The 23,289-nt window shown below is 73.7% G+C and carries 22 protein-coding genes and 1 riboswitch; of the genes, 10 read left to right on the top strand and 12 right to left on the bottom strand.

The genetic code is table 11. From position 1 onward, the window contains the following. Positions 1-34 precede the first annotated feature (34 nt). The 6 genes from galK (at position 35) to ATM99_RS02395 (ending at position 7,093) form a co-directional block, all read left to right on the top strand. Positions 35-1,276 carry a galactokinase gene (galK, locus tag ATM99_RS02420; RefSeq protein ID WP_062101358.1) on the top strand — a complete coding sequence of 414 codons (1,242 nt, stop codon included), beginning with the start codon at positions 35-37 and terminating at the stop codon, positions 1,274-1,276. 151 nt (positions 1,277-1,427) lie between these two features. Beyond that, a complete protein-coding gene (locus ATM99_RS02415; protein ID WP_150118078.1) occupies positions 1,428-2,252 on the top strand; it encodes a hypothetical protein in 825 nt (274 codons plus the stop codon). 181 nt (positions 2,253-2,433) lie between these two features. Beyond that, positions 2,434-3,438: a hypothetical protein gene (locus ATM99_RS02410; protein ID WP_062101356.1), complete on the top strand. Its 1,005-nt coding sequence runs from the start codon at positions 2,434-2,436 to the stop codon at positions 3,436-3,438. A 27-nt stretch (positions 3,439-3,465) separates the two neighbouring features. Further along, positions 3,466-5,127, top strand: a complete 1,662-nt coding sequence (locus tag ATM99_RS02405; protein WP_190278749.1) for a hypothetical protein — start codon at positions 3,466-3,468, stop codon at positions 5,125-5,127. Continuing rightward, positions 5,124-5,849, top strand: coding sequence for an ABC transporter ATP-binding protein (locus ATM99_RS02400; RefSeq protein WP_082659147.1), 726 nt, complete (start codon positions 5,124-5,126; stop codon positions 5,847-5,849). Before ATM99_RS02405 ends, ATM99_RS02400 begins: the two co-directional genes overlap by 4 nt. After that, positions 5,846-7,093, top strand: coding sequence for an ABC transporter permease (locus ATM99_RS02395; protein WP_062101354.1), 1,248 nt, complete (start codon positions 5,846-5,848; stop codon positions 7,091-7,093). Before ATM99_RS02400 ends, ATM99_RS02395 begins: the two co-directional genes overlap by 4 nt. 70 nt (positions 7,094-7,163) lie before the next feature. On the opposite strand, the gene ATM99_RS02390 is transcribed toward ATM99_RS02395, so the two are convergent. The 5 genes from ATM99_RS02390 to ATM99_RS02370 all read right to left on the bottom strand — a co-directional run bounded on the left by ATM99_RS02390 (position 7,164) and on the right by ATM99_RS02370 (position 11,831). Next, positions 7,164-7,976: an exodeoxyribonuclease III gene (locus ATM99_RS02390; RefSeq protein WP_062101353.1), complete on the bottom strand. Its 813-nt coding sequence runs from the start codon at positions 7,974-7,976 to the stop codon at positions 7,164-7,166. A 62-nt stretch (positions 7,977-8,038) separates the two neighbouring features. Next, positions 8,039-8,518 carry a VOC family protein gene (locus tag ATM99_RS02385; RefSeq protein WP_062101352.1) on the bottom strand — a complete coding sequence of 160 codons (480 nt, stop codon included), beginning with the start codon at positions 8,516-8,518 and terminating at the stop codon, positions 8,039-8,041. Between the two features lie 210 nt (positions 8,519-8,728). Then, on the bottom strand, positions 8,729-9,610 hold the full coding sequence (locus ATM99_RS02380) for a bifunctional methylenetetrahydrofolate dehydrogenase/methenyltetrahydrofolate cyclohydrolase (protein WP_062101351.1): 882 nt from the start codon (positions 9,608-9,610) through the stop codon (positions 8,729-8,731). A 12-nt stretch (positions 9,611-9,622) separates the two neighbouring features. Further along, complete coding sequence (gene glyA, locus ATM99_RS02375) at positions 9,623-10,906, bottom strand: serine hydroxymethyltransferase (protein ID WP_062101350.1); 1,284 nt, start codon at positions 10,904-10,906, stop codon at positions 9,623-9,625. Positions 10,907-10,981: 75 nt separating this feature from the next. Continuing rightward, positions 10,982-11,072: riboswitch (ZMP/ZTP riboswitch) on the bottom strand. Between the two features lie 231 nt (positions 11,073-11,303). Next, on the bottom strand, positions 11,304-11,831 hold the full coding sequence (locus ATM99_RS02370) for a MarR family winged helix-turn-helix transcriptional regulator (protein WP_062101349.1): 528 nt from the start codon (positions 11,829-11,831) through the stop codon (positions 11,304-11,306). A gap of 39 nt (positions 11,832-11,870) precedes the next feature. Here ATM99_RS02370 and ATM99_RS02365 point away from each other — a divergent pair, with 39 nt between their 5' ends. Further along, positions 11,871-12,818: a DMT family transporter gene (locus ATM99_RS02365; protein ID WP_082659145.1), complete on the top strand. Its 948-nt coding sequence runs from the start codon at positions 11,871-11,873 to the stop codon at positions 12,816-12,818. A gap of 13 nt (positions 12,819-12,831) precedes the next feature. Here the strand turns inward: ATM99_RS02365 and ATM99_RS02360 are convergent, their stop codons facing one another. The 3 genes from ATM99_RS02360 to ATM99_RS02350 form a co-directional block, all read right to left on the bottom strand. Continuing rightward, complete coding sequence (locus ATM99_RS02360; protein ID WP_062101348.1) at positions 12,832-13,809, bottom strand: hypothetical protein; 978 nt, start codon at positions 13,807-13,809, stop codon at positions 12,832-12,834. Continuing rightward, positions 13,809-14,402 carry a SigE family RNA polymerase sigma factor gene (locus ATM99_RS02355; RefSeq protein ID WP_223304769.1) on the bottom strand — a complete coding sequence of 198 codons (594 nt, stop codon included), beginning with the start codon at positions 14,400-14,402 and terminating at the stop codon, positions 13,809-13,811. Before ATM99_RS02355 ends, ATM99_RS02360 begins: the two co-directional genes overlap by 1 nt. 126 nt (positions 14,403-14,528) lie before the next feature. After that, on the bottom strand, positions 14,529-15,020 hold the full coding sequence (locus ATM99_RS02350; protein WP_046528878.1) for a GNAT family N-acetyltransferase: 492 nt from the start codon (positions 15,018-15,020) through the stop codon (positions 14,529-14,531). Positions 15,021-15,068: 48 nt separating this feature from the next. Here ATM99_RS02350 and purU point away from each other — a divergent pair, with 48 nt between their 5' ends. From purU to ATM99_RS02335, 3 genes are all read left to right on the top strand, one after another. Then, the gene (gene purU, locus ATM99_RS02345; protein WP_062101347.1) at positions 15,069-15,935 is read left to right on the top strand and encodes a formyltetrahydrofolate deformylase; all 867 of its coding nucleotides are present in this window, start codon (positions 15,069-15,071) and stop codon (positions 15,933-15,935) included. Positions 15,936-16,077: 142 nt separating this feature from the next. Beyond that, positions 16,078-17,520, top strand: a complete 1,443-nt coding sequence (locus tag ATM99_RS19850) for a PHB depolymerase family esterase (protein WP_062101346.1) — start codon at positions 16,078-16,080, stop codon at positions 17,518-17,520. A gap of 187 nt (positions 17,521-17,707) precedes the next feature. Then, the gene (locus ATM99_RS02335) at positions 17,708-18,181 is read left to right on the top strand and encodes a hypothetical protein (protein ID WP_062101345.1); all 474 of its coding nucleotides are present in this window, start codon (positions 17,708-17,710) and stop codon (positions 18,179-18,181) included. A gap of 123 nt (positions 18,182-18,304) precedes the next feature. Here the strand turns inward: ATM99_RS02335 and ATM99_RS02330 are convergent, their stop codons facing one another. The 4 genes from ATM99_RS02330 to mmsA form a co-directional block, all read right to left on the bottom strand. Continuing rightward, positions 18,305-19,111 (bottom strand): ATP-binding cassette domain-containing protein, encoded by an 807-nt coding sequence (locus ATM99_RS02330; protein ID WP_062101344.1) that lies wholly within the window; start codon positions 19,109-19,111, stop codon positions 18,305-18,307. A gap of 73 nt (positions 19,112-19,184) precedes the next feature. Further along, on the bottom strand, positions 19,185-20,378 hold the full coding sequence (locus tag ATM99_RS02325) for an ROK family transcriptional regulator (protein ID WP_062101343.1): 1,194 nt from the start codon (positions 20,376-20,378) through the stop codon (positions 19,185-19,187). Between the two features lie 124 nt (positions 20,379-20,502). After that, positions 20,503-21,681 carry a multiple monosaccharide ABC transporter permease gene (mmsB, locus tag ATM99_RS02320; RefSeq protein ID WP_062101342.1) on the bottom strand — a complete coding sequence of 393 codons (1,179 nt, stop codon included), beginning with the start codon at positions 21,679-21,681 and terminating at the stop codon, positions 20,503-20,505. After that, on the bottom strand, positions 21,678-23,234 hold the full coding sequence (gene mmsA, locus ATM99_RS02315; RefSeq protein WP_062101341.1) for a multiple monosaccharide ABC transporter ATP-binding protein: 1,557 nt from the start codon (positions 23,232-23,234) through the stop codon (positions 21,678-21,680). Before mmsA ends, mmsB begins: the two co-directional genes overlap by 4 nt. Between the last annotated feature and the right edge of the window lie 55 nt (positions 23,235-23,289).

Below are 23,289 nucleotides of genomic sequence, written 5' to 3'. Positions count from 1 at the left end.
CGCCCCGACCGACGCGACCACCCCGGAGCACGACATGACGACACCCGTCTGGACCCCCGCGTGGGACCGCGCCGAGGGTGAGCGGCGCGCGCGAGACCTGTTCGTCGCGACGTACGGCGCCGCACCCGAGGGCGTGTGGTCGGCGCCGGGGCGCGTCAACCTCATCGGCGAGCACACGGACTACAACGACGGCCTCGCGCTGCCGATCGCGCTGCCGCACCGCACGTACGCCGCGGTCGCACGGCGCGACGACGACCTTGTGCGCCTGGTCTCGGCGCAGGAGCCGTCGGGCGTGCGCGAGGTGCGCCTGGCCGACGCGGCACCCGGCGGGGTGGGCGGCTGGGCCGCGTACGTCGTGGGCGTCGCGTGGGCGCTGCGCGAGGCGGGGCACGCCGTGGGCGGGTTCGACCTCGCGATCGACTCGTGCGTGCCGTTCGGCGCGGGCCTGTCGTCGTCCGCCGCGCTCGAGGCGTCCGTGGCGGTCGCGCTCGACGCGCTGCACGGCCTGGGCCTGGCCGGGACGGTGGACACGACTGGTGCGGCGACCGACGACGCCGGCCGCGCGACGCTGGCCGAGGTGTGCGTGCGCGCCGAGAACGAGATGGCCGGCGCCCCGACCGGTGGCATGGACCAGGCCGCGTCGCTGCGGGCGCGCGCGGGTCACGCGCTGCTGCTCGACTGCCGCGACGGCGCCGTGCGGCACGTGCCGTTCGACCTCGCGGCGCACGGGCTCGCCCTGCTCGTGGTGGACACGCGCGCCGAGCACTCGCACGTCGACGGCGAGTACGCGCAGCGGCGGGCCTCGTGCGAGGAGGCCGCGCGCCGCCTCGGAGTCGGCTCGCTGCGGGACGTCGCGGACGACCCGCGCGGCGACGCGTGGGCGCTCGAGGCGCTGGCCGCGACGCCCGACGGTGAGGCGCTGGTGCCGCGCGTGCGGCACGTGGTCTCGGAGATCGCGCGCGTGACGGCGTTCGTCGCGGCGCTCGACGCCGACGCCGTCGAGGCCGTGGGCCCGCTCATGGACGCGTCGCACGCGTCGCTGCGCGACGACTACGCGGTGTCGTGCCGCGAGCTCGACGTCGCGGTCGACGCGGCCCGGGCCGCGGGCGCACGGGGCGCGCGCATGACGGGCGGCGGGTTCGGTGGCTCGGCGATCGCGCTGGTCGGGGCGGACGACCTCGAGGCCGTCGCGAGGTCCGTGGCGGCCGCCTTCGCCGCGCAGGGCCTCACGGCGCCCGCGTTCGCGGTCGCCGTCGCGGCGCCGCCCGCAGGCTGACCCGCCGAACCGGCACCGCCGCACCGCCAGCCTGGCTAGTGTCCTGCTCGTGCAGGGGCGACGCAGGGCAGGGGTGCAGCGGGCCGTCCGGACCGTGCTGGCAGCCGTCGTGGTGGCGGCCGCGCCGTCGGCGTGCAGCGACGGCGGGGCCGTGACCGACGAACCGACGATGGCCGGCCCGCTGAACGAGTACACCGCCGAGTACCTCGCGCGCACCACGGCCGCGGCCGAGCGCGCGCGCATCGCCGGCGCCGACGCGGTCGCGGCGTGCATGCACGCGCAGGGCTTCGACCACGTGCCGTTCGGGGACACCTGGTCGTCCGGCGTCGTCTGGGCACCGGGCGGCGACTCCGCGTGGACGCGTGAGCACGGCTACGGCATGGTCGAGGGCCTCGGCACGTCCACCTCGGAGCAGACCGCCGAGGACCCCAACCAGGAGAGGGTCGCGGCGATGAGCCCTGCCGAGCGCGAGGCCTACCAGCTCGCCCTTGACGGCCCCGTCGGCGAGCCCGAGAGAGGCTGCGCCGCGCTGCAGCCCGACGGCGACGACGCCTGGTCCGACGAGACGTTCCTGCACTTCTTCCAGGAGGCGTCCCGCCTCAACGCCGAGGCGAGGGAGTCCCCCGCCGTGGCCGCCCTGGAGGAGGAGTGGCGGGTCTGCATGGACGACGCGGGGGTGCCGGGGTACGAGACCCCGGCCGACGCGCGCGCGGACGTGCAGGGCAAGGTCGACGCCGCCCGCCCCGGCGGCGCGGGCCCGATCCCCGAGCCGCGGCGCAGCGAGCTGCGCGAGCTCGAGCTGCGCGTCGCGACCGCCGACGTCGGCTGCGACGAGCAGGTGGGGCTGGAGCGAGCCGTCGACGACGCCATGCGGACGGCGCAGACCGCGTACGTCGAGGAGCACCGCGCCGAGCTCGACGGCTGGGTGCTGACCTGGCCGGAGCCGGCCGACGACGCCGACGACGCCGACGACTGAGCTGCCCGTCCGACGGGCCGTCGCAGGACCCGACCTGAGGATGCCAACCGCCCTGCAGGGTCATACCGCAGAATGACCACGGCGCAACCCGGGGTTCGCTAGGGTCGAAAACGACGCTCGCCGAGGGCGTCCGCCCGATGACGTCCCCGCTCGTCACGACCCCTTTTCGAGAGGCCCACCGATGCGTCGCACCACCGTCCTGCCCGTCGCCGCCGTGATCACGGCGCTCGTCCTCACGGGATGCACGGACGGTGGCTCCACGCCGTCCGACTCCGAGACCGGCCCGCTGTCCGCGTTCTTCGAGAAGATCGGCGGCTCGTACGACGAGGAGGACTCGAAGGCCCAGCAGCGTCAGGTCGAGGAGATCGTCGCGACCTGCATGTCCGAGCAGGGCTTCGAGTACACCCCCAACGAGCCCATGACGGGGTCGGCCGGCGTCATGAGCGGTGACGACGCACCGGACTGGGAGTCGCAGGAGTTCGCCGAGCAGTACGGCTACGGCGCGTCGACGAGCGACGACCTGTTCGGTGGCCGCGACACCGGCGAGGAGTGGGTCGACCCGAACGCCGACTACGTCGCCGGCATGTCCGAGAGCGAGCAGACCGAGTTCTACGCGGCCCTGTACGGCACCCCGCCCGAGGTCGACCCCGAGGCCGACCCCGACGCCGCGACGGAGTACGAGTACAACTGGGAGGAGGCCGGCTGCCAGGGCAAGGCCCAGCACGAGGTCTACGACCAGAACGCCCTCTGGGACGACCCGGCCATCAAGGCGCTCAACGAGGAGATGTCCGCCGAGTACGAGAACCTCGCCGACGACCCCAAGCTGCGGGCGGCGACGGAGAAGTGGGCGTCGTGCATGGCCGACGGCGGGTACGACTTCACGACGCCGGACGAGGCGCAGCAGAGCATCTACGACGAGCTGAACGGCCTCTACGAGTCGGTCGCCCCGCCGGAGGGCGCCACCGAGGAGGAGCTCGCGAACTTCGACTACACGCCCGACGCCACCAAGATGGCCGAGCTGAAGAAGAAGGAGATCGCGCTCGCCACCGTCGACTGGAAGTGCAAGGACTCCGCGGGCTACTACGACGCGTACAAGAAGGCGAACCTCGAGATCGAGAAGCGCATGTGGGACAAGTACGGCGCGCAGCTCCAGGCCGTCGCCGACAAGCAGACCGCGTCCAAGTGACGCGTCGCGCCGAGTAGAGAGCACTCCGTGAGCAAGGTGTCGAGCCATGTCAGCGGCGGTCGCCGCACCATCGTCGCCATGGCGGTCGTCGCCGTGGTCTGCCTCGCGGCGGGGCTGGGCCTGTCCCGGCTGATCGTCTCGCCGGGTCAGGCGGCCGCCAACGCCGCCCCGCCGACCGCGGGCCCCATCACGGTGCCCGTCGAGAGCCGGGTGATCGGCAACGAGGTCGTGCTGCGCGGCGACGTCGGCTACGACGACCCGGTGGACCTCAAGGTCGAGGTCGGCGACCTCGGCGGTCCGGCCGTCGTGACGGGCCAGGTCAAGGAGGTCGGCGCGACCGTCGACCCCGCGACCGTCGTGCTCGAGGTCGCCGGCCGCCCCGTGATCGCGCTGCCGGGCGACCTGCCCACGTACCGCACCTTGCGGTCCGGCGTGTCCGGTCCCGACGTGCAGCAGCTCAAGGCCGCCCTGCGCGCGGTCGGGCTCGACGGCGGCGACCCCGCGGACGCGACGTACAGCAGCGCGACCGCAGCCGGTGTGCGTGCGCTCTACCAGAAGGTCGGGTACGAGTCGCCGACCGGTGGCGAGGAGGTCACCGGCGCCGTGCGCAGCGCGCAGGAGGCGGTGACGAGCGCCGAGGCCGGTGTGCGCTCGGCGCAGGCGGGCCTCGCCAACGCCGGGAAGGGCGCAGGAGCCGGGCCGTCGACCGCTCAGCTCGACGGCGCCTTGCGCGTGGCCGAGGCCCAGCTGGCCTTCCTCCGCGAGGAGTGCGCCAAGCCCCCGCTGCCCACCACCCCGGACGGCGTCGAGCCCGGACCGCAGTTCCGCGACCCGTCCGTCCCCAGCTGTGCGGCGCCCGCGTTCGTCGAGGCCGAGTCGGCCGTCGCTACGGCCCGCTCGGAGCGGGCCGCGCTCGACGTCGCCCCCGACACCACGATCGAGCGCGACGCCGTCCGCGCGGCGCAGGACCAGCTCAAGGCGGCGCGCGACGCGCTCGCCGAGGCCCAGTCCGACGCCCTCACGCCGCTCCCGGCGAACGAGGTCGTCTACCTGCCCTCGCTCCCCCGCCGGGTGGACGCGGTGTCCGTCGAGCGTGGCGGCGTGGTGCAGGGCAAGTTCATGAGCGTGTCGGGCGCGACCGTCCAGGTCACCGCGACGGCGTCGCGCGCCGACGCCGAGCTCCTGACGCCCGGCACCGTGGGGGCGATGAGCGTGGACGGCACCGACGTGCCCGTCACGGTCGCCGAGGTCACCGATGTCGAGGCGAAGCCGGACGCCGCCGCGGGTGGCGGGTCCGGCGAGGCCAAGGCACCCACGGGCGACCGCCGCAAGGTCGTGTTCTCGGTCGGCGAGCTCACGCCCGAGCAGCTCGCGTCGCTGCAGGGCACCAACGTGCGCGTCCGCGTGCCCGTCAGCTCCACGGACGGCGAGGTCCTCGCCGTGCCGCTCGCCGCTCTGACCGCCGGCCCCGGCGGCGAGAGCCGCATCGAGGTGATGTCCGGCGGCACCAGCACGCTGGTCGAGGTCACGACCGGGCTCGCGGCGTCGGGCTACGTCGAGATCGCAGACGCGAAGCAGCCGATCAAGGCGGGCGACCTCGTGGTCGTCGGCGTGAGCGCCAAGGACGACGGCGACAAGGGTGCCGACGAGAGCGCCGACACGTCCGACGAGTCCGGGGAGGACGCGTGACGGTCCTGGACCTGCTCGGCGACGCGCCCACCGAGTCGCCGTCGGAGGTCCCACCCGTCGTCGAGCTGCGCGGCACCGCCCGCCAGTTCCCCGGCGACCCGCCCGTGCACGCGCTGCACCCGGCCGACCTCAGCGTCGGTGCCGGCGAGTACCTGTCCGTCGTCGGGCCGTCCGGCTCCGGCAAGTCCACGCTGCTGAACCTGCTGGGCCTGCTGGACCGTCCGTCGGACGGCGAGTACCTGCTCGACGGCATCCCGACGGCCCACGCGAGCGAGCGCGAGCGCGCCGCGCTGCGCGCCGGCCACATCGGTTTCGTGTTCCAGGCGTTCCACCTGCTGCCGCACCGCTCGGTGCTGGAGAACGTGCTGCTCGCGACGATCTACAGCGGTGTGCCGCGTGCCGAGCGCCGCGACCGCGCCGTGGCGGCGCTCGAGCGCGTCGGTCTGTCGCACCGGCTCGACTTCCCGCCGACCGTGCTGTCGGGCGGTGAGCGCCAGCGCACCGCCGTCGCCCGGGCCGTCGTGTCCCAGCCGCGCGTGCTGCTCGCGGACGAACCGACGGGCAACCTGGACTCCGAGAGCTCGGAGGCCGTGCTCGAGCTGTTCGACGAGCTGCACGCCGGGGGCCTGACGCTCCTGGTCATCACGCACGAGGACGACGTGTCCGCACGCGCCCAGCGGCGCGTGCGCATCGCCGACGGGCACCTGCGGGAGATCGCATGACCGCCGTGGCGCAGCGCGTGCCCCGCACCGACCGGTTCGGCCCGCGCGACCTGCTCGCCGAGGCCGCCGCCGGCATCGGCGCCCGACCCGGGCGTCTGATCCTCACGATCCTCGGCACGGTCCTGGGGATCGCGTCGGTCGTCGTGACGGTCGGGCTCGCGCAGACCGCGGCCGGGCAGATCAACAAGCAGTTCGACGCCGTCGCCGCGACCCAGGCCGTCGCGAAGCCCGCAACGAACCGTGGCTTCAACGGCAACGAGCGCGCCCTGGCGCCCCTCCCCTGGGACGCGCCGGACCGTGCCGAGCGGCTCAACGGCGTCGACGCGGCCGCGCTGGTGGCCGAGGTCGACGCGGGCGACCGCGAGATCACCGCGGTTCCCGTGCACGACCCGTCGGCGCCGCGGGTCACCAGCCCGACGCTGCTGGCCACGAGCGCGCACGCGCTCGAGGCGCTGGACGGGCGCGTCGTGCAGGGCCGCTACTTCGACGAGGGCCACGACACGCGGGGCGACCGGGTGGTCGTGCTGGGCGTCGACGCCGCGCAGCGCCTCGGCGTGAGCCGCGTCGACCGGCAGCCGTCGATCTTCATCGGCGACCGCGCCTACCAGGTCATCGGGATCGTCGACGGCATGGTGCGCCGCACGGACATGCGCTCGGCGGTCGTGCTGCCGATGGGCACGGCACGCACCGACCTGGGCCTGGCCTCGGCCCAGGAGCTGCACATGCACATCGCGGTCGCGGCCGGGCCGGTCGTCGCGTCGCAGCTGCCGACCGCGCTGAACCCGAACGCGCCGGAGACCGTGACGGTGCAGGCCCCGGCCTCGACCTCGTCGGTGCAGCAGAGCGTCCAGGCGGACATCAACACGATCTTCCTGGCCCTGGGGGCGGTCGCGCTGCTCATCGGTGGCGTCGGCATCGCCAACGTCACGCTGCTGTCGGTCCTGGAGCGCGTCGGGGAGATCGGTCTGCGCCGTGCCCTGGGGGCGACGCGCCGGCAGATCGCGGCGCAGTTCATGGTGGAGTCCGTGGTGGTCGGCCTGCTCGGCGGGATGGTCGGTGCGGCGCTGGGGGTCGCGGCCGTGACCATCGTGTCGGCGGTGCAGAGCTGGACGCCGATCCTCGACCTGCGGATGGTCGGGGTCGCTGCCCTCGCGGGCGGGTTCATCGGCCTGCTCGCGGGCCTGTACCCGTCGCTCAAGGCCGCGTCGATCGAACCGATCTCGGCGCTGCGCGGCGGCGTCTGACGCACGCGCGACGGGGCCCGGCGGACGTGCGTCCGCCGGGCCCCGTCGCGTGTCGCGGGAGGTCGGTCGCTCAGAGGTCGTACTCGGCGACCAGGGGGGCGTGGTCGGAGAACCGCGCGTCGTAGGTGGCCGCTCGGTCGACCGTGACCGTCCGCGCGCGGTCGGCGAGCGCGGGCGTCGCGAGCTGGTAGTCGATGCGCCAGCCCGCGTCGTTGTCGAACGCCTGCCCGCGCCACGACCACCACGTGAACGGCCCGGGACCGTCGCCGCCGTGCTCCCGCCCGAGGTCCCTCCACCCGAGCTCGTCGAACCAGCGGTCGAGGTACGCGCGCTCCTCGGGCAGGAAGCCGGCCTTCTTGACGTTGCCGCGCCAGTTCTTGATGTCGACCTCGCGGTGGGCGATGTTGACGTCGCCCGCGACGACCGCGGGACGCCCGTCGGCCGCGAGCGCGGCGAGCCGCGCGGTGACGTGCTCGAGGAACGCGAACTTCTCGTCCATCGACGGCGTCCCGACCGTTCCCGAGTGCAGGTACGCCGACACGACCGTCAGCGTCCGCGCGGGCGCGCCGTCCTCCCCCACGACCTCGAGGTCCGCCTCGACCCAGCGGCCGGCGTCACCCGTGACGTCGGTGCCGAGCCCGATGCGCACGGCGCTCATCGGCAACCGGCTGGCGATCGCGACGCCCGCACGCCCCTTGGCGTGCCCGGCCTCGTGGGCGAGGTGCCACTGGTCGGGCGAGAGGTGGTCGGCGAGGATCTCGTCGCTGCCGCGCACCTCCTGCAGCAGCAGCACGTCCGGCTTGCGGACGTCGAGCCATTCCCCCATGCCCCGCCGGAACGCGGCGCGGATCCCGTTGACGTTGACCGTGGCGACTGTCAGCACGCGGCCATCCTGCCCCACGCCACCGACACCGCCGGCGGCCCCCGGGGCGGTCGTGGCGGGTCTCACTCCCCCGCGTAGGCTGCCTCCAGCGCGGCGACGTCGAGCTTCGTCATCTGCAGCATCGCCTGCGTCGCGCGCTGCACGCCCGCGGCGTCGGGGCCACCCAGGATCTCGTCGAGCGCGCGCGGGACGACCTGCCACGAGACGCCGAAGCGGTCCTTGAGCCAGCCGCACGGGCCGTGCGACCCGCCGTCGGCGGCCAGCGCGTCCCAGTAGCGGTCGACCTCCTCCTGCGTGTCGACCGCGAGGACGAACGAGAACGCCTCGTCGAGCGTGAACGACGGCCCCGCGGTCAGCACGGTGACGGCGTGCCCGTCCAGCTCGAGCTCGACGACGAACGGCGCGCCGGGCTCGACGTCGGGCACGCCCTCAGACGCGTGGACGACGCGGGTGATGCGTGAGTTCGGCACGACGGACACCCAGAACTCGGCGGCCTCGGCGCCGCGCTCGGGGAACCACAGGTGGGTGCGGATCGCGGTCATGGTCGGCTCCTCGTCGCGTGCGTGCGGACGACGGGGTAGACCCGCCGCACGCGCCGAACTCATCGCCGCGCGAGCTCGTCGCCGCGCGGCCGCGTCGCAGCATCGGCGCCGCTCCCCCGGGGCCCGCGCCGCGTCCACACCGGATGCGGCGCGGCCCGGAAGCGACGAGGCCCGGGTGCTCGTGCACCCGGGCCTCGTCGTGCCGGTCGTTCAGCCGGCGAGACGCTCGGCTGTGTCGACGACGTTCTGCAGCAGCATCGCACGCGTCATGGGCCCGACGCCCCCCGGGTTGGGGCTGACCCACGACGCGACGTCCCAGACGTCGGGCGCGACGTCGCCGACGACGCGGCTCTTGCCGGTCTCCGGGTCGGTCGCGCGCGAGACGCCGACGTCGACGACGGCGGCGCCGGGCTTCACCATGTCGGCCGTGACGATGCCGGGCACACCCGCGGCCGCGACGACGACGTCCGCGTGGCGCGTGTGCGCCGCGAGGTCGGCCGTGCCGGTGTGCGTGAGCGTGACGGTCGCGTTGATCGCGCGCCGCGTGAGCAGCAGGCCGATCGAGCGGCCGACGGTCACGCCGCGCCCGACGACGACCACGTCCGCCCCCGCGAGCGGCACGCCGTGCCGCTCGAGGAGCTCGACGATGCCGGCCGGCGTGCACGGCAGGGGTGAGTCGATCTCCTCGTTCACCCGCAGCACGAGCCGGCCCAGGTTCGTCGGGTGCAGGCCGTCGGCGTCCTTGGCCGGGTCGACGAGCTCAAGCACGCGGTGCGTGTCGATCCCCTTCGGCAGCGGCAGCTGCACGATGAACCCGGTGCACGCGGGGTCGTCGTTGAGGCGGCGCACGGCGGCCTCGATGTCGGCCTGGCTCGCGTCGGCGGGCAGGTCCTCACGGATCGAGGAGATGCCGACCTCGGCGCAGTCCTTGTGCTTGCCGTTGACGTACCAGCGCGAGCCGGGGTCGTCGCCGACGAGCAGCGTGCCGAGCCCGGGCACCACGCCGCGCGCGGCGAGCGCCGCGACGCGGGTGGTGAGCTCGGCCTTGAGGGCGGCCGCGGTGGCCGTGCCGTCGAGCTTCTGAGCGGTCATGGGGGTCTCCGCTCAGTACTGCTTCAGGCCGGGGTACAGCGGGAAGCGCTCGGTGAGCGCCGTCACCCGGGCGCGCAGCGCCGCGACGTCGGCCGCGGAGCCGCCGACGAGCGCCTCGGCGATGATGTCGGCGACCTCGGTGAACTCCTCGTCGCCGAAGCCGCGGGTCGCGAGCGCCGGGGTCCCGACGCGCAGGCCCGAGGTGGTCATGGGCGGGCGGGGGTCGTTCGGCACCGCGTTGCGGTTGACCGTGATGCCGACCTCGTGCAGGAGGTCCTCGGCCTGCTTGCCGTCCAGGGGAGACTCGCGCAGGTCGACCAGCACGAGGTGCACGTCGGTGCCGCCGGAGCGGACCGCGACGCCCGCGTCCTTCGCGTCCTGCCGGCCCAGGCGCTCGGCAATGATCCGCGCGCCGCGCAGCGTGCGCTCCTGCCGGTCGCGGAACTCCGGGGTGCCGGCGATCTTGAAGGCCGTCGCCTTCGCCGCGATGACGTGCATGAGCGGGCCGCCCTGCTGGCCGGGGAAGACCGCGGAGTTGATCTTCTTGGCCAGGTCGGGGTCGTTGGTGAGGATGAAGCCCGAGCGGGGGCCGCCGATCGTCTTGTGGACGGTCGAGGACACGACGTGGGCGTGCGGCACGGGGCTCGGGTGCACGCCCGCGGCGACGAGGCCCGCGAAGTGCGCCATGTCGACCCACAGGTAGGCGCCGACCTCGTCGGCGATCGCACGGAACGCCGCGAAGTCGAGCTGGCGCGGGTACGCGGACCAGCCCGCGATGATGACCTTCGGCTGGTGCTCGATCGCGAGGCGGCGGACCTCGTCCATGTCCACGAGGGACGTCTCGGGGTCCACGCCGTAGGCGACGATGTCGTACAGGCGGCCGGAGAAGTTGATCTTCATGCCGTGCGTGAGGTGGCCGCCCTGGTCGAGCGCCAGGCCGAGGATCGTGTCGCCGGGGCGCGCGATGGCGTGCAGCACCGCCGCGTTCGCGGTGGCACCCGAGTGGGGCTGGACGTTCGCGAACTCCGCGCCGAACAGGGCCTTGGCCCGCTCGATCGCGATGGTCTCGGCGACGTCGACCTCCTCGCAGCCGCCGTAGTAGCGGCGGCCCGGGTAGCCCTCGGCGTACTTGTTGGTGAGCACCGAGCCCTGCGCCTGCAGGACCGCGAGCGGCACGAAGTTCTCGGACGCGATCATCTCGAGGGTGCCCTGCTGGCGCGCCAGCTCGCGGTCGAGGACGGCGGCGATCTCGGGGTCGAGGTCGGCGATGTTCTGGTCCAGCACGTTGTCGCTCATGCGCGGTGCTCTCCTGTCGCAGTCAACTGTGCGGGTCGCTCCCGGCGCACCCGCACACCGATGGGTGTGGGGTGACCGTGGGGCCCAGGCGTCCGACCCGTCGGTCCAGCTGCTGCGTCGCTCCCCGGTGGTGACCCACCCTGCTGCGCCAGTCGCGACCCGGCCCACACTACCAACCGTCACGCGCCGACCGCCCCACCTTTCCAGACCGAGCCCCGGACGTCTCGGCACCGCACCCGCACCCCGACGGGCCGCACCCCCGGACGTCCACGGACAGCGGCACGGCACGACGGACAGGCGCACGCGCCTGTCCGTCGACCGGAACGGTGTCCGTCGGCGAGGTGTCTGCGCGCCCGGGGCCGGGGCCGGGACGTGCGGGGCACGTGGTCGGCGCGGCTCAGGCGGTGGTGGGAGGCGCCTCGAGGGCGGCGAGCCACGTGCGCAGGATGCGTTCGAGGGTGTCGGCGTCCTGCGGCGTGAGCGCGTCGAGCAGGCGGTGCTCGTTGGCCATGTGGTCGGTGAACGCGGCGTCGATGACCTCGCGACCGCGGGGCGTGAGCTCGACGAGGCGGGCGCGGGCGTCGTCGTCGGCGACGCGGCGGGTCACGAGGCCGGCGCGCTCGAGGCGGTCGACGCGCTTGGTGACGCCGCCGCTGGTGACGAGCGTGTGCGCGGCGATGTCGCCGCACGAGCGCGCGTAGGGCGCCCCGGCGCGGCGCAGGGTCGCGAGGACGTCGAAGTCGCCCTCGGACAGACCGTGTTGCTCGTAGACCGCGACGAGCTCGGCGGTGAGGTGGTTGGCGACGCGGTGCAGCCGGCCGACGACCTGCTGGGGCCGGACGTCGAGGTCGGGACGCTCGGCGCGCCAGGCCGCACCGATGAGGTCGAGCCGGTCGGGGACGGGTGACGGGGACGACGCGGGCATGGCTGGAATATATCTTCCTCGTCAGATATTTTGTCTTCCGTGGAAAACACCTGGCGCTGGTCGCTCGTCGCCGCGATCGCCCCCGTCACCTGGGGAGCCGCCTACTACGTCACCGCCCACACGCTCCCCGCGAGCCACCCGCTGTGGGGCTCGGTGCTGCGCGCCCTGCCCGCCGGGCTCGTGCTGCTCGCGCTCGCGCGCCGCCGCCCGCGCGGCTCGTGGTGGTGGCGGTCCCTGGTGCTCGGGGCGATCAACATGAGCGCGTTCTTCGTGCTCGTCTACGTCGCCGCCCAGCGCCTGCCGACGTCGGTGGCGTCGACCGTCATGGCCGTCTCGCCGTTCGTGCTCGCGCTCGTCGCGTGGCCCCTGCTCGGGCAGCGCCCGCGGCTGGCCTCGATGCTCGGTGCCGGGCTCGGCCTCGCGGGCGTCGTCGCGATGCTCGTCACGGGCGCCGTCGCCGTCGACTCCGTCGGCGTCGCCGCGGGCGCCACCGCGATGGTCATGTCCTCCGTCGGCTTCGTCCTCGCGACCCGCTGGAAGGACGACGTCGACGTGCTCGCCACCACGTCCTGGCAGCTCGTCGCCGGCGGCCTGCTGCTCGTACCCGTCGCGGCGCTCGCCGAGGGCGCTCCCCCGGCGCTCGACGGCCGCGGCTGGCTCGGCATCGCCTACGTGTCGCTCGTCGCCACGGCCCTCGCCTACGTCGCGTGGTTCGCCGCGCTGCGGCACCTGCCCGCCGGGTCGGTCGGCCTGGTCGGCCTGCTCAACCCCGTGACCGGCGTCGCCGTCGGGCTCGCACTGGGCGGCGAGCGCCTCGGCCCGCTGCAGGTCGCCGGCGTCGTCGCCGTGCTCGCGGGCGTCGTCGTGGGGCAGCCCGCGGCGCACGCGCTGCTGCGCCGACGGCGGCGGCCCGCGGCGACCGCCGCCGTGCCGCCGCCCAGCGGCGCCCTCGACCGTCAGGCCGAGCCCGCGAGCGCGGGCCTCTGACGCGCGGCTCGCGTCAGCACCAGGCGAGACACCCGGTCATCTCGATCGTCGGCTCGAGCGGGATGTCGTCCCGGGTCCGCTGCTCGAGGTACCGGGTGTACCCGCCGCCGACGTAGCTCTCCTCGAGCAGGAGCCCGGTCGCCGCATCACGCACGAGCCGGCGCGTCTGCCCCCCGGACGTGACCCGCGTCAGGACCTCTCCGGTCCTCCCACGACCGTCCTCGCCCACGTCGACCTGCGAACCGGGCAGCGACGCCAGCACGCCCCAGAAGGCCTCACGCAGGTCGCGCGGGTACAGACCTGCGTCACCGAGCGCACTGACAGCCTCGCCGAAGACCTTGTCGTCGTCCGTTCCCGCGCCGCGGTCGGGCAGCAGGCCCGCGCGCACCGCCGTCGCCAGCTCCGCCGGATCCGTCGGAAGGAACCGGGGATCGGCCAGCTGCTCGTACCGCACGCCGCCGATCACCCACGAACCCAGCCCCGGCTGCGGAGACAGCGCCCAGGCGGTCGAGAGGTCGCCGTCCGTCACGTTCAGCCCCGGCCGCTCGCGGCTGCTCCACGTCTCGTTGCGCTCCTCGTACCCCCAGGATGACTCCTTGAGCGTGTACCAGTACCGGTCCGGACCGTCCCACGGGTCGCCAGGGACACCCGTGACCGTGCCGTCGTCCGCGACGCCCGCATCGGCCGGGACCGTGGGGCGAGCGTCTGCGTCCGGCGATGGCGCCGCGGTGACGGCCGGGTCCGCACCCGAGCGCCCCGTGCCCAGCCCCGCGGGCGGCGCATCCCGCACCGGTCCGACCCCCAGCACGGCGCTCGCCCCCCACGTGGCCCCGAGCACGAGCGCCAGCGTGGTCGCCCCCGCCGCGCCCCGCACGACCCGACGTCGTCGCCGCGCACGCGGCACCACGCGGTCCACGTCGACGTCGACGCGTGGCACCGCGGCGTCGGCCCGCGCCCGCAGCCCCTGCACGAACAGCTCGTCCTGGTCCATCACGCACCCGCCTCTCGCGCGCCCGCACCGGGTCGCGCCCCGTCGTCGTCCTGCAGGGCCCCGCGCAGCGTCACGAGCGCGCGCGAGGCCGTCGACTTGACCGTGCCCACCGAGACGCTGAGGTCGTCGGCGACCTCCTTCTCGCTGAGCCCCTCGAGGTGCCGCAGCACCACGACGCGCCGCTGCCGCGGCGTGAGCAGCGCGAGCGCCCGCACGAGCTGGTCACGGTCGGCGTGCGCGTCCTGGGCGCCCGACACCGGGGTCTCGGGCATGCCCGCCGGGCCGAGCAGCACCTCGCGGCGCCGACGACGCCACGTCGTGACCCGCTGGTTGGCCAGCACCCGGCGCGCGTACGCGAGCGGCTCGCGCTCGCGCGCCCGGTCCCACGCCAGGTAGGTGCGCACGAGCGCCTGCTGGACCAGCTCGTCGGCCTGGTGCGCGTCGCCGCACAGCAGCCACGCCGTGCGGGCCAGCGCCGGTGCGGCCCCGACCATGAACGCGGCGAACTCGTCGTCGCGCGTGCGGCCGTCGGGCGGCAGCAGGTCGAGACCCTCGACGCGCTCGTCGCCGGCCGCCACGGGTGGTCGTGGCACGGCATCCCCCTCGGTCGCCGGTGGCGACGTCGTCGTCCTCATGCCCTCTACACGCCGCACGCCCCGCGAAGGTTGCGTCGCGGGGCGTGCAGGACGTGCGGGCGGGGTGCCGAGAAGTCGACCGCGTCAGACCTGGACGGCCTCGCCGTCGCCGAGGAGCTTGCGCAGGTAGGCGTAGGTGAGGTCGCCGGCGGTCTGGTCGTGCTGGTGCTCGTAGCCGGCCTTGTTGTAGAGCGCGATGTTCTGCAGCGAGTCGCGGCCCGTGAACACCCAGACCTCCTCGATGCCGTCCGGGAGGGTCGGCAGGATCGCGGAGAGCAGCTCCGTGCCGATGCCCTTGCCCTGCAGGTCGGGTGCGACGGCGAACCGGCCGAGCGTCGCCTTGCCGCCCTCGACGAGGACGCGGATCGACCCGACGAGCCGGTGCCCCCACCACGCGCCGAGCGTGATGACGCCGTCGGCCGTGAGGTCGGCCTTGAGCTCCTTGAGCGTCTGGGTCAGCGGCGGGATGTTCGGGTCGCCGTACTGCTGCGCCTCGGTGACGAACGCGGCGCGCCGCAGCGTGAGCAGCTCACCGGCGTCGTCGACCGTGACCGGGCGGATGTCGAGGGCCGTCATGCGGTCATCGTCTCAGCCCGCGCGGCCCGCGCACTACTCTCGGGCCTCGTGTCCCACACCTCGGATGTCGACCCGACCCCCCTCGTCCTGACCCTGTCGTGCCCCGACCGTCCGGGCATCGTCGCCGCCGTCGCGGGGCTCCTGGCCGAGCACGGCGGGAACATCACCGAGTCGCAGCAGTTCGGGGACCCGCTGTCGGGGCTGTTCTTCATGCGCGTGCAGGTGTCGACCGACGCGACCGTCGACGCCCTGCGCACCGACGTCGCCGCGCTCGCCGAGCGCTTCGACATGACGTGGCAGCTCGACGTGGCCGGGCGCCCGGTGCGCACGCTCGTCATGGTGTCGACGGCGGCGCACTGCCTCAACGACCTCGCGTTCCGCCAGCAGGCGGAGAACCTGCCCGTCGACCTGGTCGCGGTCGTGTCGAACCACGACACGCTGCGCCCGCTCGCCGACTTCTACGGCATCCCGTTCCACCACGTGCCCGTGACGTCGGCGACCAAGGCGGCCGCCGAGGCGCGGCTGCTCGAGCTGGTCGAGGAGCTCGACGTCGAGCTCGTCGTGCTCGCGCGGTACATGCAGATCCTGTCGGACGACCTGTGCCGGCGGCTGTCGGGGCGCGTCATCAACATCCACCACTCGTTCCTGCCGTCCTTCAAGGGCGCCCGCCCGTACGCGCAGGCGCACCAGCGCGGCGTCAAGCTCATCGGCGCGACCGCGCACTACGTCACCGGCGACCTCGACGAGGGGCCGATCATCGAGCAGGACGTCGAGCGCGTCGACCACTCGCACGCGGTGGCCGACCTGGTCGCGCTCGGGCAGGACGTCGAGCGGCGCGCCCTGGCACGCGCCGTGCGCTGGCACGCCGAGCACCGCGTGCTGCTCGACGGGCACCGCACGATCGTCTTCCGCTGACGCCCCGCGGGCGCCGCGCGGCCCGAACCGTTTCGGGCCGTGCGCGCGCGCCGCCCCGGGGTCGATGCTCTGGCCGACGGCCCGTCGCCGACGACGGGCCGCGTGACCAGCGCCGGCGCGGCCGGCGAGCACGGAGGACCCCATGCGCACGACCCGACCCGGCACCCGGCCCGGGCACCCGCGTCCGCACCGCTCCCGACGACCGGGCGCGCTGCGCGCGACGCTCGCGGCCGCGGCGATCGCGCTCGCGACGCTCGGCGCGGCGGACGTCGCCACCGCACCGCCCGCGCAGGCGGCCTCGCTCGTCGAGGTGACCGGCTTCGGGACGAACCCGGGCGGCCTCAAGATGCACCTGTTCGTCCCCGACCGCGTCGCCCCCGACCCGGCGGTGCTCGTGGTCGTGCACTACTGCACGGGCAGCGCGCAGGCGATGTTCAACGGCTCGCAGTTCGACGAGCTCGCGTCGCAGCACGGCTTCATCGCGGTGTACCCGAGCACGAACCGGCCGGGGAGCTGCTTCGACGTGTCCTCGTCCGCCGCCATGACGCGCGACGGCGGGAGCGACCCCCAGAGCATCGTGCAGATGGTGCGCTACGTGCAGCAGCGCTACCAGACGGACACCTCGCGCGTGTTCGTCACGGGCGTGTCCTCGGGCGCGATGACGACGCAGCTGCTGCTCGCCGAGTACCCCGACGTGTTCGCGGCGGGGTCGGCGTTCGCGGGCGTCCCGGCGACCTGCTTCGCGACGAACGGCCCGAAGCCCGGGACGACCGCGCAGGCCGGCTGGAACAGCGACTGCGCGCAGGGCCGCCGCGTGCTGAGCGCGCAGCAGTGGGGCGACCTCGCCCGCGCCACCTACCCCGGGTACGCCGGCCCCCGGCCGCGCGTGCAGCTGTGGCACGGCACGAACGACGAGACGCTGAGCTTCCAGAACTTCACCGAGGCCACCAAGCAGTGGACCAACGTGCTCGGCATCAGCGCGACGCCCGCGTCGAGCGAGACGATCGGCAACCGCACGCGCGCCCGCTACGGCGGCACCGGCACGCTCGCCCCGTTCGAGACCAACCGCCTGCAGGGCACGACCCACAACCTGCCGGTCGACGCGTCCGCGGCGATCGCGTTCTTCGGGCTCGACCGGCCGGCGCCCACGCCGACGCCCACGCCGACTCCGACGCCCACGCCGACGCCCACCCCTTCACCGACGCCGACGCCGACGCCGACGCCGACCGTGACGCCCACGCCGACGCCCACCCCCGCCGCGCCCGCGGGCGCCTGCACGGTGGGCTACTCGACGAGCGACTGGCCGACGGGCTTCACGGCCACCCTCACGGTGCGCAACACCGGGAACGCAGCCGTGGACGGCTGGACGCTGCGCTTCGCGTTCCCCTCGGGTCAGCAGGTGACGCAGGCGTGGAGCGGCACGGCCACCCAGCAGGGCGCCCAGGTCACGGTGACGAACGCCGCGTGGAACGGCCGCATCCCCGCCGGCGGTGAGGTGCAGCTGGGGTTCAACGGCTCGCACGGCGGCACCAACACCGCTCCGACGTCGTTCTCGCTCAACGGCGCCGCCTGCACGGTCGGCTGACGTCAGGCGTGGACCAGCCCCGGGGTGCACGACGTCCCGGGGCCGGTCCACGGCGTGGACACCAGAGACGAAAGTCTGTGACTCAGGTCATACGAACCGTTTCACGGGATGCGTCCTTGAGATTTCACCCACCACCGTAGGTCGTCGCGTCCACGAGGACGCTCCCGGCCATCGGAAGGACCCACCCATGACCGCCGAGCTCGCAGCCAGCAGCACCTCCCGGACCGACTCCTCCGCTCCCGCGCGACGCGGCGACCGCCGCGTCCGGCTCCTCGGCACCCTCCTCGTCGCGCTCGGCGTGCTCATGGTCCTCGGGGGCGCCGGAGCCTGGGTCGCCGTCTCCCAGGGCCTGGCGTCCGAGCGCGCGATGGTGGCCGAGGACGCACCCGCGTTCGCCGGGCAGCCCATCTCCTCGCCGTGGACCGCGTTCGCGCAGACCGAGGCCATCAAGGGCCACATCGCCGGCATGGCCGACGGCGAGACCTACGCGACCATGGACCAGGACGACCCGATGCGTGACACGGTGGCGCAGGGCACCTTCGTGCGGGGCTCGCTGCTGACCTCGGTCATCGCGTTCGGCGTCGCGCTCGCCGTGGTCGGCACCGGCACCGGGTTCGTGCTCGGCGGGCTGGGTCTGCGCCGCGTCGCCGCCGCGCACTGACGACCGGCCGTCCGGCGGCCGGGGGCGGCCGCCGGACGCGGCGTCCCCGCTCGCGGCACGCCCCGCACGGCGCACCCGTGGGAACGGCGCGCCCCGGAGAGCCCGGGCTCCCCGCAGCGGGCGTCAGAGCAGCGCGTCGGACGTGCTGGACGTCGCGACCTGGGTCGCTCCCGTGATCGCCGCGAGGAGCTCCTCCTGCGACACGTGCCGCGCGTCGAACGAGCCGTTGTTGCGACCGTGCCGCAGCACCTCGATGCGGTCCGAGACCGCGCGCACGTCGTTGAGGTTGTGGCTGATCAGCACGACACCGAGCCCGAGCTCCCGCAGCCGCTCGATGTGCGTGAGGATCTCGGCCGTGTGGGCGACCGACAGCGCGGCGGTCGGCTCGTCGAGCACGACGAGGCGCGGCGAGCCGATCAGCGTCCGCGCGATCGCGACGGTCTGACGCTGCCCGGCGGACAGGTGGGACACGGGCGTGCGGACGGCCGGGATCCTGCTCGACAGGTCGTGCAGGATCCGGCGGGCGACCCGCTCCATCTCCCCCTCGCGCATGAGCGTGCGCTCGCGCAGCTCACGACCCAGGAACAGGTTGGCCGTCACGTCGAGGTTCTCGCACAGCGCGTAGTCCTGGAACACCGTGGCGACACCGGCCTGGTGCGCGTCGGACGGCGACGGCAGCGCCACGGGCTCCCCGCCGATCTCGAGCAGACCCGCGTCAGGCTGGAGCACGCCGGAGATGATCTTCGCGAGCGTCGACTTGCCCGCACCGTTGTCCCCGACCAGCGCGACGACCTCGTGCGGGCGGACGACCAGGTCGACCCCGACGAGCGCCTCGACCGCCCCGAACCGCTTGGACACCTGCTGCACCGAGAGCACAGGGGCCCGCCTGCCGACACCCACGGCCTCGCCCACCTGCCCTTCGTCGCGCACGTCCCGACCAGTCTTTCCCCCGCCCGGGGGGCCGTCAAACCTGTCCGCCACCTTGCTCCCGGCCACCCTCCGGTCAGCCCTCACGGACGTCGACGCCGACGCCCGGCCCGGCACCGTCCGCACCCGCCTGGTCGGTGGCCTCGAGGACCAGCGCGAGCGCGCCCAGCACCTTGGCCCGCACCCCCAGGTCGCCCGGCACCACGTCGAGCGTGACCATCTGGTTGAGCGGCACCCGCCGCGAGATGGCCTCGCGCATCGGCTGCACGAGCAGGTCGCCCGTCTCGGCGAGCTCGCCGCCGATGACCACGCACTGCGGGTTGACCACCATCGCCATGCCCGCGACGACGCCGCCGATCACGGCGCCGGCGTCCGCCACGACCTGCCGGCAGCCGGGGTCCCCGTCGACCGCGTGCTGCACGAGGTCGCGCAGCGTGAGCGTGCCGTGGCTGACGGTGAGCGGCTCGACGAGCGCCGGGTACCCGACCACCGTGTCGAGGCAGCCGCGGCTGCCGCACCGGCAGATGCGACCCTGCGGGTCGACCTGCACGTGCCCGATCTCACCCGCCGTGCCGCCGAACCCGCGGTGCAGGTGCCCCGACAGGATGATGCCGGCGCCCGTCCCGGCGCCGGCCGCGACGTACACGGCGTCCTGGTAGCCGCGTGCGGCACCGAACCGGCTCTCGGCGAGCGCCCCGAGGTTCGCGTTGTTGTCGACCAGCACGGGCTTGGCCAGTCGCTTGGACAGCACGTGCACGACCGGGACCTCGTCCCAGCCGCGCAGCAGCCCCCGCACGGTCACCAGCCCGGTGCCGGGCTCGACGGGTGCCGGCAGCCCGACACCCAGCCCGACCAGCTCGTCGATCGTTGCGCCGACGCGCTCGAGCAGGTCGATGACCAGGAGCGCGACCCGGTCGAGCGTCGTGTCGGCGCGGTGGTCGGCCGGCAGCGGGAGCGTCTGCTCGGCGACGATCTCGCGCGTCACGTCGCCGAGGGCGACGCGCAGGTGGCGCGGACCGACGTCGACCCCGGCCGCCAGCCCGGTCTGCCGCGCGATCGTGACGAGCTGGGCGCGGCGCCCCGAGCGGATCGTGCTGTGCGTGTCGACGGCGCCGGCCGCGAGGAGCTCCTTGACGATCGAGCTCACGGTCGCGGGCGACAGGCCGGTGGCCGCGGTCAGCTCGACCTGGGTGAGGCCGCCGTAGCGCTTGACGGTCTCGACGACGAGCGCGCGGTTGGCGCCCCGCAGGGACGACTGCGATCCCGACATCGGTCCCCTCACGTCGGCCGAGCCTAGCGGTCGGACCTGGGCACCGACGCGCACGTCGGTCCCGTCCGGGGTGCACGTCGCGCGCCCCGCACCGGCGGTCCGGTGCGGGGCGCGCGACGTGGGGTCAGCGCGCCTCGGCGCGCCGCTTGTTCCAGACGTCGAACGCGACGGCCAGCAGCAGCACGAGGCCCTTGACCATCTGCTGGACCGACTGCGGGACACCCATGAGCTGCATGCCGTTGCTCATGACGGCCATGATCAGCGCACCGGTCATGGCACCCGTCACGCGGCCGACGCCACCGGTCGTCGATGCGCCGCCGATGAAGGCCGCGGCGATCGCGTCGAGCTCGAACATGTTGCCCGCGCCCGGCTGCGCGCCGTTCATGCGGGACGAGAACACGACACCCGCGACACCGGCCAGCAGGCCCATGTTGACGAACGTCCAGAACGTCACCTGCCGGACCTTGACGCCCGACAGCTGCGCGGCGTTGAGGTTGCCGCCGATCGCGTAGATGTGACGCCCGAACACCGAGCGCTGCGTGATGACCGAGTAGGCCAGGATCAGCACGGCGAGCACGATGAGGATGTTCGGCAGGCCGCGCGACTGCGCGAGCTGGTAGCCGAACCACATGACGACCGCGGCGATCGCGACGAGCTTGAGGACGAACAGCGGGAGCGCCTCGACGACCTGCTGGTACGCGATGCGGCCCATCCGGGTGCGCCACTGGCTGACGCCGAACCCGACCACCGCGATGCCGAAGATCACGAGCGTGAACACGTCCACGCCGTAGCCGCCGAGCAGGCCGTTGGTCGAGAAGCCGTTCGCGATGTCGTAGTACGTGCCGCCGAACGGCGACAGCGAGACGTTGTCGAGCACGCGCTGCGCGAGACCGCGGAACAGCAGCATGCCGGCCAGCGTGACGATGAACCCGGGGATGCCCACGTAGGCGACCCAGAAGCCCTGCCACATTCCGACCACGACGCCGACGGCGAGCGCCGCGAGCACGCCGACCCACCAGGGCTGGCCGTGGCGGATCACGAGGACCGCGGACACGGCGCCCGTGAGGGCGACGACCGAGCCGACCGACAGGTCGATCTGCCCCAGCACGATCACCATGACCATGCCGATCGCGAGGATCAGGATGTACGAGTACTGCAGGACGATGTTCGTGAGGTTGCCCGGGCTCAGGAAGTTCGAGTTCAGGAACGAGAAGAGCGCGACGATCACGAGGAACGCGACGAAGATGCCGCTCTGGCGGAGGTTCCGCGTCACCATCTCGCGGAAGCCGGCGATGGCCGTCATGAGGCAAGGTCCTTTGCTGTCTCGCGCTCCATGGTCATGAGCTCCATGAGCCGCTCCTGGGTGGCCTCGGCGACGGGCAGCTCACCGGTGATCCGCCCGAACGCGAGGGTGTAGACGCGGTCGCAGATGCCGAGCAGCTCGGGCAGCTCGGAGGAGATGACGACGACCGCCTTCCCCGCTGCGACCATCTTGTTGATGATCGTGTAGATCTCGTACTTCGCACCGACGTCGATGCCGCGCGTCGGCTCGTCGAGGATCAGCACGTCGGGCTCGGTGTAGAGCCACTTGGCCAGCACGACCTTCTGCTGGTTGCCGCCCGACAGCTTGCCGACGACCGCCATGACGGTCGGCGTCTTGATGTTCAGGCTCGCGCGGTACTCCTCCGCGACCCGGACCTCCTCGTTCCCGTTGACCCACCCGCGGCGCGCGAGGCGTCGCAGACCGGCGGCCGACACGTTCTGCCGGATGTCCTGGATGAGGTTGAGGCCGTACCGCTTGCGGTCCTCGGTGGCGTACGCGAGGCCGTGGTTGATGGCCTCGTCGACGTTGCGGACCTGGATCTCCTGGCCGTTCTTGTAGATCCGGCCCGTGATGCCGCGCCCGTACGTGCGCCCGAAGATGCTCATCGCGAGCTCGGTGCGCCCGGCGCCCATGAGCCCCGCGATGCCGACGACCTCGCCGGCCCGCACGGTGAACGACGCGCCGTCGATGACGACGCGGTCCATCTGCGTGGGGTGCCGCACCGTCCAGTCCTCGACGCGCAGGACCTCCTCGCCGATGTCCGGCGTGCGCTCGGGGTAGCGGTGCTCGAGGTCACGGCCGACCATGCCGCGGATGATGCGGTCCTGGGTCGACCCGGGGTCGCTCATGTCGAGCGTCTCGATCGTGCGGCCGTCACGGATGATCGTGGTGCGGCCGGCGATCTCGGCGATCTCGTTGAGCTTGTGGCTGATGATGATCGAGGTGATGCCCTGCTGCTGCAGGTGGCGCAGCAGCGCGAGCAGGTGCTCGGAGTCGTTGTCGTTGAGCGCGGCGGTCGGCTCGTCGAGGATGAGGAGCTTGACCTCCTTCGACAGCGCCTTCGCGATCTCGATGAGCTGCTGCTTGCCGACGCCCAGCTGCGACACGGGCGTCGTCGGGTTCTCGTCGAGCCCGACGCGCGCGAGGAGCTTGGCCGCCTCGGCGTTGGCCTTGTTCCAGTCGATCAGCGGGCCGGCGCCGCGCACCTCGTTGCCGAGGAAGATGTTCTCGGCGACCGACAGGTACGGCACCAGCGCGAGCTCCTGGTGGATGATGACGATGCCGCGGCCCTCGGAGTCGTTGATCGAGCCGAACTCGACCTCCTCGCCCTCGAAGACGATGGCACCGTCGTAGGTGCCGTGCGGGTACACGCCGGACAGGACCTTCATGAGGGTCGACTTGCCGGCGCCGTTCTCGCCGCAGATGGCGTGGATCTCTCCGCGCCTCACGGTCAGGTTGACGTCCTGCAGCGCCTTGACGCCCGGGAAGGTCTTGGTGATGGACCGCATCTCGAGGATGGTGCTGTGGTCCATGACCCCTCCGTTCAGTGGTGGTCGGATGGCGGGCGGTGGGGACGCGGCCCGGCCG

The organism is Cellulomonas sp. B6 (genome assembly GCF_001462455.1).
Lineage (GTDB): Bacteria > Actinomycetota > Actinomycetes > Actinomycetales > Cellulomonadaceae > Cellulomonas.
This window is presented reverse-complemented; position numbering and strand designations above follow the sequence as displayed.